This is a genomic window from Massilibacteroides vaginae, from assembly GCF_900178525.1.
Taxonomy (GTDB): Bacteria; Bacteroidota; Bacteroidia; order Bacteroidales; family Tannerellaceae; genus Massilibacteroides; species Massilibacteroides vaginae.
In genome coordinates, this window is sequence record NZ_FXDJ01000009.1 from 703,306 (window position 1) to 720,535 (window position 17,230).

Annotated in this window: 8 protein-coding genes; 3 read left to right on the forward strand and 5 right to left on the reverse strand. The window is 42.1% G+C overall.

What is annotated here, in order from left to right:
- Nucleotide 1: 1 nt before the first annotated feature.
- From B9Y81_RS11395 to B9Y81_RS11415, 5 genes are all read right to left on the reverse strand, one after another.
- A complete protein-coding gene (locus B9Y81_RS11395; RefSeq protein ID WP_085537764.1) occupies nt 2-1,210 on the reverse strand; it encodes a DUF4861 domain-containing protein in 1,209 nt (402 codons plus the stop codon).
- A gap of 43 nt (nt 1,211-1,253) precedes the next feature.
- Complete coding sequence (locus B9Y81_RS11400; protein WP_085537048.1) at nt 1,254-5,672, reverse strand: two-component regulator propeller domain-containing protein; 4,419 nt, start codon at nt 5,670-5,672, stop codon at nt 1,254-1,256.
- Nucleotides 5,673-5,745: 73 nt separating this feature from the next.
- On the reverse strand, nt 5,746-7,404 hold the full coding sequence (locus tag B9Y81_RS11405; RefSeq protein ID WP_085537049.1) for a pectinesterase family protein: 1,659 nt from the start codon (nt 7,402-7,404) through the stop codon (nt 5,746-5,748).
- 118 nt (nt 7,405-7,522) lie between these two features.
- A complete protein-coding gene (locus B9Y81_RS11410; RefSeq protein WP_085537050.1) occupies nt 7,523-9,163 on the reverse strand; it encodes a RagB/SusD family nutrient uptake outer membrane protein in 1,641 nt (546 codons plus the stop codon).
- Nucleotides 9,164-9,182: 19 nt separating this feature from the next.
- Nucleotides 9,183-12,443: a SusC/RagA family TonB-linked outer membrane protein gene (locus B9Y81_RS11415; RefSeq protein WP_085537765.1), complete on the reverse strand. Its 3,261-nt coding sequence runs from the start codon at nt 12,441-12,443 to the stop codon at nt 9,183-9,185.
- Nucleotides 12,444-12,679: 236 nt separating this feature from the next.
- On the opposite strand from B9Y81_RS11415, the gene B9Y81_RS11420 reads away from it, so the two are divergent.
- From B9Y81_RS11420 to B9Y81_RS11430, 3 genes are read left to right on the forward strand one after another with little or no spacing between them, the layout of a single operon-like run.
- Entirely contained in the window at nt 12,680-14,284 is a 1,605-nt protein-coding gene (locus B9Y81_RS11420; protein WP_085537051.1) for a glycoside hydrolase family 28 protein, read from the forward strand.
- Between the two features lie 11 nt (nt 14,285-14,295).
- Nucleotides 14,296-15,735: a tagaturonate reductase gene (locus B9Y81_RS11425; protein WP_085537052.1), complete on the forward strand. Its 1,440-nt coding sequence runs from the start codon at nt 14,296-14,298 to the stop codon at nt 15,733-15,735.
- On the forward strand, nt 15,732-17,222 hold the full coding sequence (locus tag B9Y81_RS11430) for a UxaA family hydrolase (RefSeq protein WP_085537053.1): 1,491 nt from the start codon (nt 15,732-15,734) through the stop codon (nt 17,220-17,222). Before B9Y81_RS11425 ends, B9Y81_RS11430 begins: the two co-directional genes overlap by 4 nt.
- The last annotated feature ends 8 nt before the right edge of the window (nt 17,223-17,230 follow it).

Genomic DNA, 17,230 nt, shown 5'->3' on the forward strand with positions numbered 1-17,230 from the left:
TTTATTTCTTTATTTCGATCACTAAAGGCTGTTGAAGGCTTTTTTTCCATTCGGACACATACGCAAACCATTTTTCGGGCGTATCATAACCGAATGTTTCTTTTCGCGAAGTGAAGTTGATGTGGTATGTAAACGTTTGCAGTCCTTTCCCTTTAACCGTATAGAGATAATTAGCCAGGTCGTTCTTCTGTTCGCCAATTACATTCTCCGGCAATGAAATAGCAAGTCCGACCGTTTCTTTCGCATACTTAACCGTGTCGTTTACCGGCCAGTCTGTTCCCCAACAAGCCACTAATCCTTTGTTGTCGGAATGAGAAACAGATCCTTTTATATTTTGTATTCCGGCTGCAAACACCTCATCCTTCAGAGGTTTATCCCATTTTACCTTTACCTCGCAATCACGATGTCCGGCGTAGAGGATATAACGCACATGCATATCGCGTTTGTTTCCTTCGTATTCCCATCCCCGCGCGATGACATCTACGATAGTTCGCACCGGCCCTGTGGCGAGAATCGTTTCCGTGCGTGTATCTACCGGTTCAATGTGGATCGCTTTGCTGCCGTTCCAACCTTTTAATGTGCCTAATCCGCAACTTCCACTCACTCTTAACACGTCATCACCGAAGCCACGAGCCAACTGTTCGTCTGTAGGGTAAAATTGAGACGCTTCAATTTCCAATTGTTTTTTGAATTTTCCGTAAATATCAACGGTCTGTTTCCTGTCAAAATAAATACGATAAGCAACTAATTCCGACTCAAATGCAGGACCATGATGGTGTAAGAGATTATAAACATCACTACTTCCCGGTGTTGTAAGCGACTGAATAAGTTGGTGCTTCCCGTTCTTTTCGCTTAAAAGCATTTCCGCGTAAACGCGTGAGGGATATACGTTGTTTGATGTTTCTGAAGATAACCGGATTTGTAAAATCCGCTCGGATGAGGCGTCCATGTCTAAAACGAACGCTAATTCGTCCGGACAGCCGTCGTTGTTCAAATCATCCAATTGCGAAGCGATCTCTTCCGTACCATTGAGCACCAATGCTGATTTAACAGTAAAAGAGACAGGCAATTGTTTCAGGTCGATAACTATAGGTTCGTCTTTCTTGTTATGCTGCCATTTATTGATTACTCCTAATTGGAATACCGATTCTTCCGCTTCTGCAGAGAGAAAAAGAAGAGTTAGTAAAGCAGTCAATAGTTTTCTAATCATCATACGATAAGCTTATTTTATGTGTTTTTCAATGTTACTTAATTTATCCGCGTGTTTTCTGTTCTTTGTATTCGGTAGGCGTCATGCCAAACTGTTGTTTGAAGCATTTACTGAAATAACGCGGATCATTAATACCCACCATATAGGATATCTGAGACATACTATAATCTCCGGTTTCGATGTATTCGGCAGCGCGTTTCACACGCATCTCCCTGATGAACTCAATGGGTGCTAAGCCTGTAAGCGCCTTTAATTTTTTAAAAAACACCGAACGGCTTACCGCCAGATCTTTCACCAGATCTTCCACAATCAAGTCTCCATTATCCATGTTCGCCTCCATGATCTCAACCAACTTATTCAGGAAGTTTCTGTCGTTTTGAGACATGCCGGAAGTATCAATCGGGGCTTTTTTCTCGGTTTCAGACACCGGAGCCATCAATGTGGACCGGTAAAGTTCCTGAAGCTTTTTGTGTTGAGCCAGCAGATTTTCCACCCTTGCTTTCAGGTAGACAGAACTGAACGGCTTTGTTATATAATCGTCGGCACCGTACTTAAGTCCTTCCAATCTGTTTTCCAAGGCAGACTTAGCCGTTAATAAAATGATCGGGATATGGCTGGTAGAGAGGTTCTCTTTAATTATCCGGGTTAGTTCGAGTCCGTCTTTTTCAGGCATCATCACATCACTGATGATAATGTCCGGAATCAACGTAAGCGCTTTTTCTGCTCCTTCCTGACCGTTTAAGGCTTCGGCAATACGGAATTCGGAGGCAAAAACCGTTCTAAGGAATAAACGCAACTCGTCGTTGTCTTCCACAAGCAACATAACTTGTTTAGACGACTCATCGGTCAAGGTATCGGGTTGTTCCGGATTTATATTCAACTGCTTTTCCTGCCGAAGTTCCTGTTTGCCGGAATGGTCTGCCAAAATGAACTCTACAGTTTCGTCAAAATGCTCTTTCCCTTTTTTCAGTTCGACCGAGAATGTACTTCCTTCTCCCAGCTGGGTTTCAACGGAGACGGTTCCTTGGTGCATTTCGGCTAAATCTTTAACTAAAGAAAGCCCTATCCCTGTACTGGATTGATTAAACAGGTTCTTATCGACTATACTTTCGAAACGAACAAACAGGCTGTCTTTTTTATTGGCGGGAATACCTATTCCCTGATCCTGCACACCGAGACTGATGGTTTGTTCGTTCTCGCGGATAAACACCTTGATCATCTTGCCTATGGGTGTATATTTAAATGCGTTGGACAGTAGATTGAATATGATTTTTTCCAATTTATCGGCATCTGCCCATAAGTACAACTGTTCTTTTTCATGTTCAAACATAAAGTCGATTTTGTGTTCTTCCGCCAATACTTCAAAGTTAGACATGATATTTTTCACGAATGAAACTACCTCGATACGTTGTACACGTAGTTTCATTTTCTTGTTCTGCATTTTCCGGAAATCTAAAATCTGATTTACCAAGCGTAACATACGGTCTGTGTTTCTTTCAACCAATTGCAACTGCTTCATGGCTTCCGGTGTTTGAGGCGTATTTTTCATCACATACTCTACCGGTCCGGCAATCAGGGTTAGCGGTGTTCGCAGCTCATGAGAAATATTCGTAAAAAAGCGAAGCTTGATGTCGGACACTTGTTGTTCTACCGAAACCTCACGTTTCAGACGGAAAATAGTAAACAGAATATAGACCGCAATAAAAATAATCCCTACTATTCCGAGTACATACAAGATGAGGGCCCACGGGGTTTCCCAGAACGAAGGTAAAATCGTAATAGGAAGGCTTCTCGCGTTATCGACCCATACCCCATCGTTGTTGGTTGACTTAACCCGGAATATGTACTTTCCCTTAGGCAGGTTCGTGTACGTAGCAACGCGCTGACCGTCCACATAAGACCATTCCTGATCAAAGCCTTCCAATATATAAGCGTATTTTATATTTTCCGGAGCCTTCGAGTCGATCGCGGCGTAATGGAGACTCAACACATTTTCTTTGTGTGAAAGCGTAAGTTTATCCATGTCATCCAGAATACAATGTAATTTTTTATGTATTCCCGGCCTTACTTCTTCATTGTTTATCTGTAATCTGGATAAGGTTAGCGGTGGAACAAACGTACTTTTAGCTATTTTTTCCGGAGAGAAAGACAAAATCCCGTTACTTGTACCGAAAAGCAGTGTGCCGTCTTTCATACGAATAGAAGACGCCTCATTAAAACCGGCTTTGATATCCAGTCTTTTGTCGTTATAGTTCTCCATTCTTTTCTCGTCGGGCAGGTATTTGCATAAGCCGTTTTCTGTACTTATCCACAAGTTCGCCTGGCTATCTTCCTGAACAGATAAAAGGATATCGTTCGGCAGCCCGTCGTTCGTAGTAAAGGATTCAAATGCAATGTCGCCATTTGCGTGTCTTTGCTTTAAGCGGTTTAACCCGCCGCCGAATGTACCGAAATACAGTTCGCCGTTTTGTGTTTCCGTAATCCAATATACATCGTTGTTACTCAAACTCTCGCTATTGCCGGGTGTACGTTTGTGGTGATGGAAAGTGATTGTTTCGGGACTTGTAAAATTACTATTGAAAGCCACCAGTCCGGAAGTTGTACCCACCCAGATCATGCCTTCGGAATCCGAATAAATAACCCTCGACCTGTAACAAACATCAATCGGATACCCTTTCAGGTTGTTTTTGTGATTGATGAAAATTATTTTGCCATCTTCTCTTTTCTCTAAATAATTTATTCCACCGCCAAAGGAAGCAATCCAAAGCCTTCCGTTACGGTCTTCGTGAATGCTATACAGATTATTGTCAGTCAGACTATACAAATCGTCAGCATTACTTTTGTATTGTGTTAATTGAAAGCGTCCGTTTTTCTCTTCTGCCCGAATTAATCCGTCGCCTTTTGTCGCAATCCAGATTATTCCGTTAGTATCTTGCATAATATGGTAAGCCACTCCCATGATAGGCTCACTACTTTTAGCCAGAGCACCCTCTTTAGTCAGAAAGCCAAGAAAATTACTATGCTTATCATATACGCGAATTTTCCCATCACGAAGCCCCATCCACAAGCGTGACTGATTGTCTTCAAACAAGGAGCGTACATCATTACTCAATGATTCATAGTTCAGAGAAACAGGTTGATCTAACTTAAATAAATCCGGAAGAAAAGAAATTTTCTCCAATCCTTTTGAGTGTGTACACATCCAAAGATTCCCTTGTCTGTCTGATGCAATGGAATGGATCTTGTTAGAGAATTTCCAGTCTTTCGCCCCCGGCTTATTATAAAACGGACGAAGCGAATTGGTCGTTCTGTCGAAAACCGAGAGACCCCCATTGAAAGGATGTACCCATAAGTAGCCGTTTGTATCTTCGTGAATTTTAAACTCCGGTTGCGAACGGTAGGCACTGCCTATTTCTACTTCCAGAAGCTCTTGCTTTATTATATGGGTATATGGATTAAAATGAGTAACTCCTTTGGCGTCTTCCAGGTTGAGCCATATTTCTTTTTCCCTGTCAACATAGATGGAAAGTATCTTCCTGCCGGGAAGTTTGGGATTGGTGGTGTTGGAATAATGAGTAGCTGTTTCTGTTGCCGGTAAATAGAGGAATAAGCCATCGTCACGGGTCGCGACAACCAGTTTTTCGTTATCAATTGTTTTAATGTTTAAAATATCAGACGGAGTATTCAGTTGAATTAACCGGAATATTTTTGTCTGCTTGTCGCAAAACCAGATACGTCCGGTCATTGTGCCAAAATAAAGATGCTCCGGCGTTTCTTCCATACAGAAAAAAGCTTGTTTTTGCCGCTTGAATGAAGACTGGATATCGGTAAAGTGGAAGGTGGCCTGTTTTTCTCCCGGAGGAATCATACCCAGACCGTTTTCGCTTAACAGCCATTGGTTTCCGTCGCTGTCTTCTGCTACACTACTAATTTCCATCGAGGGGAAAGAAGCAGCCTGATTGGAATAAGTATCTATTGTAAACCGAGCGGTTTCTTTATCAACCGTTACCCGGTAAGCACCATCTCGCTCTGTAAGCAACCAAATATGCTTGTCATTTATAACCTGAATGGAGGTAAAGGTGAGATTCGTTTCTCCGGAATCGGGAACTTGCTGAAAAAACTCCGTAGAAGGATTAAAGCGATAAACATGGTTGTCGTATGTCAGCACCCAGATGTAACCAAGCGAATCTTCCACCATGAAATCGATCCGGTTGTTCGTCAGACTTACACTGTTGTTCTCACTTGATTTGTACGTTTTAAAAGTATACCCGTCGAATTTATTTATACCGTCCCAAGTGGCAAACCACATATATCCTTTTTTATCTTCCAGGATATTCATCACCGAATTCTGAGATAATCCTTCATCTGATGAATAATGGGTGAACACACATTGCCATTGTGCTTGCGCAACAAACACAATAAACAAAAATAAGAACGATATGCTAAGTTTTTTTCTAATCATTTTTGAAAACTATCATTACAAGTATAAGAAAATAGATTCAAATATAATCATCTCTGCACTTTCTACATGAGGTCTATTTCTTTTCTGTCAGTAAAGTTTCTTTTTCTACTAACGGGTTCCAATTGTCATTGCCTGATACTATGCGTGGAATAGAATAGGCTTCGATAGATTCCAATCGCTGTGCGAAAGGGGCTCTTTGTTCGGTGGCGGCTCCTGATCCGGCGTTTTCAAATTCCGCAAAGAAAACAGTTCTTTCCGCGTCTTCTTTTCCCCAGTTATGCCAACCGGCCGGGTGTATATGCTTGCCTAATTCACACCGAATGAAAACGGCCTTCGCATAAGAACGCCACGGACGAGAGAGATAAACCCCATCTACATCATCTTCAGCAGTTAGCATACAATCGAGAAAAACATATCCGTGGGTAGCACCTTCAGGGGTAGATGGCGCAGTGATATATCCTTTTCCCTTACTGTGGATTGTACATCTGTTGAAAACTGCCGTTGACCAGCCGAAGATAAAGTCTACAGTTCCTTCGATGTAACAGTCCTCGTAATACTGGCGGCTTCTGTCACCGTAAGTATAGAGTGTGTCCTGAAAACCGAGAAAACGGCATTGCTTGAAGAAGGTTCGGTCTCCACTAACGAAACAAGCAACCGCCTGTCCTACCGGACCGGAGGTATTCTCGAAAGTAATTCCTTCCGCATAAAGATTATTCCCATAGAAATAGACCGTTGAGGATCCGGAAGTCGACTTGTTTTCTCCAAAAGAATTCTTCTTAGCCGCAAAATCATCGTACGAAATAACCGTTCCTTCTTCTCCGATCAAAGAAACGTTTATCTTTGATTCGGCTACAATCAGTTTTTCGTAATAAACACCCTGCCGTATCAATATACGAGTGCGTCCTTCTTTGCGGTAATCCGGAACGGCATTGATCGCTTCCTGAATGGTAAAGAAATCACCGGAACCATCTTTAGCCACAACAAAATCAACGTTATGCACATAACGTGCTAAATCAGGAAGTTCGGTTTGTAGTGCTTTCGCAACCATTCCGGCTACGATACGGGCTCCTTTTATATTTAAATGGGTATTGTCTTTCTTTCCCTCAGGACATGCGGGTACAGACTGTTCTTTTACCCACATGAAAAAATCACGTGAAGGTATATCACCAGCTTCTTCTACCCACGTATGTGTCAGTTTATTCAAATCAATGAGAGTAGTTGAGGTTTCCTTTGCCACGCGCTTAGTCGCTTCTACGTAAGTTCCGTGCGTATCGGTTAATTGTCCGGACGCATTAAAATGCCGTCTTACAATTGATGTGAATAAAACCGGTATACCTTTTTTAGCGCGTGTTTCATGAATAAAACGTTTCAAATTTGCGTCGAAAGTAGATCCCGGATCGGTATGACGCGCGGCATCTTCCTTTTGATCGTTATGTCCGAATTGAATGAATACGTAATCACCCGGTTTAATTTGAGCAAGCACCTCGTCCCAACGATTTTCGTCGATGAAACTTTTGCTGCTTCTCCCGTTTACCGCATGATTAGCGACACGAACGTTTTTCGGGAAATAAGCGGCAAACATTTGCCCCCACCCTCTTTCAGGATTACCTCCATCCAGGTTCTTATTCGCCATTGTCGAATCCCCTATCATAAAAACAGTCAACTCATGCCCTTGCTGGAAGGACATGAGTGAGAGTGCCATAAAAACTAATATGAAATTCTTAATTTTCATTCTTCTATTTTCTTATCTGAAATACACAACCTATACAAAAACAGACCCTATGAATTAAACATTGCATTTTAACAGTTGATTATACCGCACAAGGTCTGTTTTCGTTTTTGTCAGGCAATCAATAGCCGGTGTTTTGAGTAAGTGCAGGATTCAGTTCTCTTGCCGCAAGCGGAATCGGACGAAGCACTTTTTCGCCAACAGCACCGGTAGAGATGTCCGGGTTATGCTTTTCCGCATATTCAGCCAGCTTTCCTGTACGTTTCAAGTCTGCCCAGCGATGGTATTCGCCGGCTAACTCTCTTGCACGTTCGTCCAGAATATAATCTACAGTCATCTCTTTCTCGGTTGCAAGCGTTGCTTTCGCTCTTCCCCTTACTTCATTAACATACACTAAAGCTTCGCCCGGTTTGCCACCCTTGATCAATGCTTCAGCAGCAATCAGGTAAGTTTCGGCCACACGTGCAAGGAAGATGTCGTGCATAGACGCGGTTGTAGCGAATGTTCCTTTTCTGTCTGTGTCGTCAAACTTGCGGAAGGAGGCAACACCATATACATCTTCACGCATCTTAGAATTGTAAGTAGTTGTTTGTCCACCGATGTTTGGTCCTTTTTCGATCATTGGAATAACAATCGCATTAGCGCGGCTTGGCAGTTCAGCTCGCCATGCGGCGATAGAAGCTTCGTCTGACGCCCAGGATGGAGCGTAATAATAAGTTACCTTGCTGGAGTTTTTCTTTCCATCGTCATAGAAATCCCAATAACTTTCTCTCAGCTCCTGCATAAATGTGGCATCATATCTTTCATCTTTTGGAGAAGACGCGAATACCTCGTGCATACGTAAAGTCGGGGTTAATGTGGAAGAAGTATATTTATGCCCTTTTTCCGGTCCATCCAGGTAAGCTCCGAAATGTGCTTGTTGCTTATTTCCTTTTGTTTCGTTTTCTACAGTGTTGATATTATACTGAACGGAGAATATGATTTCCTCGTTCTCTTCATTCTGCATATTAAACAAGGTAGCGAATGGAGTTGTCAGTTTCATACCGCCGATTGCTTTGTCGGCCGCATCTTTAGCTGCAGCAAAGTCTGTAGCCGAACCAAAACTTTCGTACCCTTTAGTCAGATAAGCTTTCGCGAGAAAATGATTAGCAGCACGCTTGTCAAAATGTCCAAAGTTTGTTCCCGATGCTCTGTCTGCCAAAGCCGATGAACCACTTAGTTCCGTCAACTCGCTAATGATAAAGTTGAATACATCTTCAGCTGAAGCACGAGGTACTTCATTAATCATAGTAGCATTTCGTTCAATTACCAAAGGTACACCTCCGAATTGCTGTACTAATGTAAGGTAATACATGGCACGTAACCCACGGGCTTCGGCCACTAACTGAGCGTTAGCTTCCGCCTTTCCTCCCCAATAAACAACATCATTTGTTAGAGAAATCGCCTTGTAGTAATTGGTGTAGAAATCTTTAACTTCCGTATTGGCTTCCGTAAGCGAAGGTCCGTAAGTGCCTAAACCTGCGGGTAAAGAAGTACGACCGTTTGCAAACAAATCCGTACCGCACACATATAGCCAGGGGTCATCACCATATAATGTTCTCAACATACTATATGACGCATTCGAAAGACTTTTAAATCCGGCTGCCGTAGAATAATAATCGGGTTGTCCGATGTTACCCTTGTTGTCTTGTTCAATAAAGTCGGAACAAGCGGAAAAAACCATAAGCAGGAACATTGAAACTCCTATATATATCTTTTTCATGACTTTTTGTTTTTATAGGTTAGAATTTAACATTAAGACCAATCTGGTAAGCAACAGAACTTGGTCCACCGGTTCCATTACTAATTTCTGCCTCTGCCCATTCCGGATCAAATCCCTTATATTTTGTGAAAGTGAATGGATTCAGCACATTGGCGTAAATACGTAAACTTTGAATGTTTACTTTTTGCAGCAAGGTTTTCGGGAAAGTATATCCGACTGTGATATTCTTTACTTTTACGAAAGAATTATTGACCACTCCGTTTGAGTTGAATTCTGTGTTCTTTCCAGTTCTCCATCCGTTACCTCCTCCGTGATTGATCGCCGCATCGTTTGTCGGATAAGGATAAGATCCATAATGTGTAGACGAAGCCATTACCGTTTTGTCTGATTGTAATATACCGTTGTCATCAATATAGGTATTAAAAATCGGAGCTCCTTCCGGAATATAGAAATCCATTTTAAGTTTCGTACGTCCACGATCCGAATAGTCGGTAAACTCATCCATAAACGGACTATACGTTTTACTTCCTTGTTTTGTATTAATAGAGAATGAGAAATCCCAATTTTTCCACTGAAGCGAAGAAGAGAATGTTCCGGTCCAGGTAGGAAGACGATGTCCGAGTACTACACGATCCTGATCATCGATCTTTCCGTCTTTGTTTTGATCCACATAGCTCATCGAACCTTCGAAGTAACCATATTTTTCGTATTGTTCCTGTGAAGCCATTTCTTTCGTAACGATACCCGCCTCTTCCAGATCGAAGATCACATCTACCGGCTGTCCGATAAACCAACGTTGCGCACGCATGTCTTCTTTACCGTTTTGCAGTTCAAGGATTTTATTCTTGTTTGCAGAGAATGTAAAGGAAGTACTCCAATGCCAGTCTTTTGTATTTACATTTACCGTGTTCAAGCCGATTTCAATACCGGAGTTACGTACCTTTCCGATATTTGCCCACATCGTTCCGTTCTCAGCTCCTTGCTCAAGCAATAACTTTTGTTCCATCAACAAGTCTTTGGAGTCTTTGTTATACCAGTCTATCGTTCCGCTGATTCTTCCGTCGAAGAAACCAAAGTCGAGTCCCAGATTGACTTCTGTTGATTTTTCCCAACTAAGATCTTCGTTTACAATTCCGTTTGGTCCGTATCCTTTACCTATTGTAGAGCCAAATCCGTAGTAATATAATTTACTGGCTAAAGCCTGCGTGTCGTAAGCTCCTACCGCGCCGTTGTTACCGGTGTATCCTAAGCTCGTACGTAATTTCAAGTTGCTTATTACAGCGTTGCCTTTCAAAAATTCTTCTTCACTTATTCTCCAGGCTAATGCCATAGAAGGGAAAACGCCCCATTTGTTTCCCGACTGGAATTTAGAACTACCATCCCATCTGGAAGATAACGTAGCCAAATATTTTCCTTGGTAACCATAATTTAAACGTAGCGCGTAAGAAATCATGGAGACTTCGCTATAACCACTTGATGGAGATTGTATATTGGAACCCGATCCCATATTGTACCAATCCGTTCCTGGCAATACACCTACCGAATGGAATCCTGCTTTTTCGTATTGCGAGCGATACATACTGAACAATCCCATGGCATTGAAATTATGATCGCCGATGGTTTTCACATAATTGGCTTGTGTATCCCATGTATAGCTGAACCATTCTTCATTTGTCCGTTTAGCTAAAGATTCACCTTCCGGCGCTGATGTTGCGTTATAAGTAGATGATCTTGTAGAAGACAAACCACCATAAAACTCCCCTCTTCTGCTTGATTTGTAAGTAGGAGAAAGCGTAGTTTTCAATATTACTTCATCGATCGGTTGATACTGCAGATAAATATTGGAAAGCACATTGTATGTTTTTGTGTTGTCCTTAGCGTGTTCTTTGTCGATCAGCGGACTCACTGAAGAAGAGAATCCGGCAGGAAACGTAAGGCTCGATTCTTGTCCCGGTGCGAGGTCTTTTCCCGGCATATAATTCATTTCTCCGGTTTCTGTATTATAAGGAAGCCAATATCCATTTGCGCGGAATGATTCCTGTACAGCACGTTGGCTACCGAAGTCTTTATTGGTAACAGCCAGATTAACCGAAGAGCCTAATGTTACCTTGCTGCTGATTTTACCGTCAATAGCCACTTTCAGGTTCATACGATCATACTTATCACCCATAACGCCATCTTCTTGCTGATAACCGGCACCTACACGGTATGCTGTGTTCTTTGTATTACCGGCAACATTAACAAAATGGTTTTGTTGCACTCCGTTACTCAACATCAGGTCACGCCAATCCGTAAAGTCACGATCCTGATATTGTTGTCTCATTTTTGTGCTGATATCTTTTCCTTTGTCATTCCAAACCGAAAGCAAGTTGCCATTGGTCATTTCCATGGCCAGCTTTCCATTGTTTACAACATAGTTCTTGTTCGCGTCTTTTACAGGAGTGGTGTATTTCATGTAGCGGAAATCCATCCATTCCACATCATCCATAAAGTCAGGCATACGGGCAACGGTTCTTAAACCTACGTAACCGTCATAAGAAACAGAAACCCGACCTTCGTCTTTACCGCTTTGAGCCTGTTTTGTGGTAACCATCACAACACCGTTCGTAGCGCGCGATCCATAAATAGCCGTTGATGACGCATCCTTTAGAATATCGATTTTCTCAATATCCGCAGGATTCAGAAAATTTATATCTTCCGTAACAACACCATCTACTACATAAAGAGGAGACGCATTTTCCTGCAATGTGCTTTTCCCACGAATCTGAATTGAAAAACTTTCCCCTGCACGACTGGACGACTGAGAAATATCTACTCCGGCCACTTGTCCTTGTAAGGACTCCATTACGGTAGTAGAACCTTTAGAAAGTAGCTTTTCGTTGTTTACAGAACCTACAGAACCGGTAAGGTCGCTTTTCTTTTGCACACCATAACCAATAACGACAACTTCATCTATCGCCTGTGAGTCTTCTTTTAACAATATATTTAATGTAGAATTATTACCCACCGGGATTTCCTGGGTAATATAACCAATGTAAGAAATAACAAGAATGTCGTTGGTTGAAACATCCTGAATGCTATATTCTCCGTTAAAATCTGTGATTGTACCATTGGTAGTACCTTTTACCAGAACATTCACTCCAATCATAGCCTCACCGGTTACATCGGTGATTGTTCCTGAAAGCTGACGTCCCTGTGCAAAAGCTATCACACTGTAGAAACTCATAAATAAAACTATGAGTCCATTAAGCAAGCGCTTTGTATTAATCAGTTTGTTCATGATAGATAGATTTAAATTACCCTTGCGGGTTTTAATTAGTTTGATGCAAAAATAAGAAGGACTACGCAACTTTATGTGAACAGATTGTTCAGTTATGTGAAAAAACTGGTCTTTCAGTTCCATAAGACGTGTTTTTAAATAATACTATTAATCGAACAATTATTACCCGTAGTATTTAGCGATTTACCGTAAAATTGTGATTTAAATAATTTTTGTAAAACCTATATTTAATGTCCATGAAACGAAACATTGTCGGATTTTTATTCTATGCGCTGTTGATAGGAGGCAGTCTTACGAGTTTTACACTGAAGGCAACAAACAATACCTCGGCAGAGCAAAGTTTTGCTTCTTATTACGATGGTGTCCCTTTTAAAACGGAAATACTGAACAGACCACAATTCCCGGATCGCACGCTTTCAATAACATCTACAGGAGCTGTTGGAGACGGCCTGACAGACAATACGGACGCGATTAATCAAGCCATTAAACAAATTGCGGAACTCGGAGGAGGAAAAGTAGTTATTCCGGCAGGCGTATGGAGTACCGGTCCTATCCGTTTATTAAGTAATGTGAATCTTCACGCGGAGGTAAACGCGATCATTGTCTTTAATCCGGATCATACGCTTTATCCAATTATTGAAACCTCTTTTGAAGGCCTTAATACCCGTAGAAGCACCTCTCCTATTTATGCGAAAAACGAACAAAACATCGCAATTACAGGTGAAGGAGTGTTTGATGGTTCGGGCGACGCCTGGCGATTTGTGAAGAAAGAAAAGTTAACAACAAGCCAGTGGAATACATTGATAAATTCCGGGGGAGTTGTTAATGAAAAAAAAGACGCATGGTATCCAAGTGAAGAATCACTTAGAGGACATCGGGTAAGCGACATGTTTAATAATCCGCAAAATCTGGAAACCGATGCCGAATGGGAAGCGATACACCATTGGTTGCGTCCAGTGTTTGTAAGTCTGGTCGGATGTAAGAATGTTTTGTTGGAAGGGGTAACTTTTCGGAATTCTCCCTGCTGGAGTATACATCCGCTTTCTTGTGAGAACTTTATAATGAATCGTGTCAGAATATTTAATCCCTGGTATTCACAGAACGGAGATGGTCTTGATCTGGAATCCTGCAATAAAGCTTTGATCATAAACAATCTGTTTGATGTGGGTGATGACGCGATGTGCATCAAATCCGGTAAAGATAAAGACGGCTGGGATAGAAATGAACCCTGCCGCAATGTAATTATCCGTAACAATACGGTATTGCATGGGCATGGAGGCTTTGTTGTGGGGAGTGAAATGTCGGGGGGAGTGAATAATATCTATGTAAAAGATTGCTCCTTCTTAGGTACTGACGTCGGACTTCGGTTTAAAAGTACGCGGGGCCGGGGCGGATTAGTCGAAAACATCTGGATCGAAGACATACAGATGATTGATATTCCGACTGAGCCATTATTGTTCGACCTCTTTTATAGCGGAAAGTCGGCCATGGAAGATCTTCAAGACGGAAAAGAAGTCGATACGCGTATTCCTGAGGTCACAAAAGAAACCCCGTCATTCCAAAATATCTTCATCAAAAGAGTTACATGTAAGAACGCGCGTAGGGCAATGTACTTTAATGGATTGCCGGAAATGAAGATAAAAAATGTCCAAATAGAGGATGTTCATATAAGTTCGAAGTTCGGGGCTGAGATAATTCATGCGGAAGATGTATCTTTACAGGGTGTGAAGATTATCCCGGAAACAGGTTCGCCCGTTATTCTTAAACATACAAGTAATATAACGGTGAATAACCGAAAATTCCCGGATACAAAAAACAAGGAGTTGAACATTAAAGATTAAGAAATGCTGTCATGAAAGAATTGAACAAAGAAACAGTCACAAAACCATTTTTCCCTGAAAGGATCATTCAATTTGGAGAAGGTAATTTTCTCCGCGCTTTTGCCGATTGGATGATACACGAAATGAATGAAAAGGCCGATTTTAACAGTAGCGTCGTTGTTGTGCAACCTATCGCGCAAGGAATGGCCGACATGCTGAATAAACAGGATTGCCTTTATCATGTTAATTTGCAGGGACTGGAAAAAGGAGAAAAGGTAAATTCATTAACTTTAGTTTCTTCTATCAGCCGTGCACTGAATCCTTATTCGGAATTTGATAGTTTTATGAAACTGGCGGAGCAACCGGAGATGCGTTTTGTTATTTCAAATACGACTGAAGCCGGGATTGTATTTGATCCTGCCTGTAAACCGGACGATAAACCTGCCGCAAGTTACCCGGGAAAACTTACCCAATTATTATATCACCGTTTCCGGACCTTTAATGGAGACAAATCCAAAGGGCTGATCATTTTCCCTTGCGAATTGATTTTCCTGAACGGACATAAACTGAAAGAAACAATCTACCAATATATTGAGCTATGGGCATTAGGCGAGGACTTCAAAGCCTGGTTTACCGATGCTTGCGGAGTTTATGCCACATTGGTAGATCGTATTGTTCCGGGATTCCCCCGAAAAGAAATTGACGGGATCAAGGCTAAATTGGATTATAACGACAACCTGGTTGTTCAGGCAGAAGTATTCCACTTGTGGGTGATTGAAGCTCCCGCGTCTGTAGCAAAAGAATTTCCTGCGGATAAGGCCGGCTTAAACGTATTGTTCGTTCCCAGTGAAGAGCCTTACCACGAACGTAAGGTAACTTTGTTGAATGGTCCGCATACCGTTCTTTCGCCCGTTTCTTTTTTATCCGGCGTTGATATTGTTAGAGATGCCTGTCAACATGAAGTGTTAGGGAAATTCATCCATAAAGTGATGTTTGATGAACTGTTGGAAACACTTGATTTGCCGAAAGAAGAGTTAGTGAAGTTCGCAAACGACGTGTTGGAACGTTTTAATAACCCGTTTGTAGATCATTCTGTGGTTTCTATCATGTTGAATTCATTCCCGAAATACGAAACAAGAGACCTCCCTGGTTTAAAAATATACCTGAAACGTACCGGCAAACTTCCTGAAGCACTTGTTTTAGGTCTGGCCGCAATCATTACCTATTATAAAGGTGGTGTACGGAAAGACGGAGTAAAGATTGAGCCGAACGATGCCCCTGAAATTATAGAAATGGTACAAGGTTTATGGGCCTCCGGAGATTTCAGAAAAGTTGCCGAAGGCGTATTAAGAGCGACATCTATTTGGGGAGAAGACCTGAATAATCTATCAGGACTTACTGACATGGTGACCGGCTATCTGAAAGCGATAGATGAAAAAGGTATGATTGACGTTGTAAAAGAGATACTATGAGCAATAAATATATTCAAATTCACACAACCGACAATGTTGTAGTTGCAATTACTGATTTGACTGCCGGCGAGACTATTCTGATTGACGAAAAAGAAATAATAGTAGCCGAAGATGTTCCTACCGGACATAAGATCGCTTTAAAGGATCTCCATGCGGGTGACTTTATTATTAAATATGGTTATCCGATCGGACATGCGCGTGAAGCGATTAAAACCGGAGCTTTGGTAAACGAGACGAATATAAAAACGAATCTGGATGGTTTGCAGGAATATACCTACTCACCTCAACCGGCTCATGTTTTACCGGCAAAAGAAAATCTGACGTTTAAAGGATACCGCCGTAAGAACGGAGACGTAGGTATTCGGAATGAAGTATGGATACTGCCCACTGTGGGTTGCGTAAATGGTATCATTAACCGTTTGGCAGAGCAACTTCGTAAGGAAACACAGGAAGCCGGTGTAGATGCTATTCTTGCGTACACACATAATTATGGCTGCTCACAGCTGGGTGAGGATCACGAAAACACGCGTAAAATACTTCGCGATATGGCTTTGCATCCCAATGCCGGGGCAGTGCTTATCGTCGGACTGGGTTGTGAAAACAATCAGGTGAAAGCGTTTAAAGAGTTTCTGGGCGATTATGACACAGAACGTATCCGCTTCATGGAAACACAGAAAGTGTCTGACGAATTAGAAACCGGAATGGAGCTTCTTCGTGAATTGTACCAGCTTGCCGCACAAGATAAACGGACGGATATACCCGTTAGCGAATTAAAAATCGGACTTAAGTGTGGAGGTTCTGATGGATTCTCCGGCATTACCGCCAATCCATTATTGGGTGCGCTGTCAGACTATTTAGTAGCACAGGGAGGAACAACCGTATTAACAGAAGTTCCTGAAATGTTTGGAGCCGAAACAATCCTGATGAACCGTTGTCAGAACGAAGAGGTGTTTGATAAGACCGTTCACTTGATCAATGATTTCAAATCCTACTTTATCGAGAACAAGCAACCGATTTACGAAAACCCTTCGCCGGGTAATAAAGCCGGAGGCATTTCTACATTGGAGGAAAAATCGTTGGGCTGTACTCAAAAGTCCGGTACATCTATTGTACGCGACGTGTTGATGTATGGCGATCGGTTAAAAGAAAAAGGGCTTAACCTGCTTAGTGCACCGGGTAATGATTTAGTTGCCAGTACTGCCCTTGCCGCAGCCGGTTGTCACGTTGTACTATTCACCACAGGACGAGGCACTCCATTCGGCACATTCGTTCCCACTGCAAAGATTTCCACCAATACAAACCTCGCTCAGCGTAAACCCAACTGGATCGACTTCAATGCGGGCGTATTGTTAGAAGGTGAAACAATGGATCATGTCTGCCGGAAGTTTATCGAATTTGTAGTTGCCGTAGCCAGCGGCACGCATACACACAACGAGAAAAACAACTACCGGGAAATAGCGATCTTCAAGACCGGAGTAACATTGTAATATAAAAC

Coding starts and splice junctions, on each gene's coding strand:
- B9Y81_RS11395 (WP_085537764.1), bottom strand. CDS start 1,210: ATGATTAGAAAACTATTGACTGCTTTACTAACTCTTCTTTTTCTCTCT.
- B9Y81_RS11400 (WP_085537048.1), bottom strand. CDS start 5,672: ATGATTAGAAAAAAACTTAGCATATCGTTCTTATTTTTGTTTATTGTG.
- B9Y81_RS11405 (WP_085537049.1), bottom strand. CDS start 7,404: ATGAAAATTAAGAATTTCATATTAGTTTTTATGGCACTCTCACTCATG.
- B9Y81_RS11410 (WP_085537050.1), bottom strand. CDS start 9,163: ATGAAAAAGATATATATAGGAGTTTCAATGTTCCTGCTTATGGTTTTT.
- B9Y81_RS11415 (WP_085537765.1), bottom strand. CDS start 12,443: ATGAACAAACTGATTAATACAAAGCGCTTGCTTAATGGACTCATAGTT.
- B9Y81_RS11420 (WP_085537051.1), top strand. CDS start 12,680: ATGAAACGAAACATTGTCGGATTTTTATTCTATGCGCTGTTGATAGGA.
- B9Y81_RS11425 (WP_085537052.1), top strand. CDS start 14,296: ATGAAAGAATTGAACAAAGAAACAGTCACAAAACCATTTTTCCCTGAA.
- B9Y81_RS11430 (WP_085537053.1), top strand. CDS start 15,732: ATGAGCAATAAATATATTCAAATTCACACAACCGACAATGTTGTAGTT.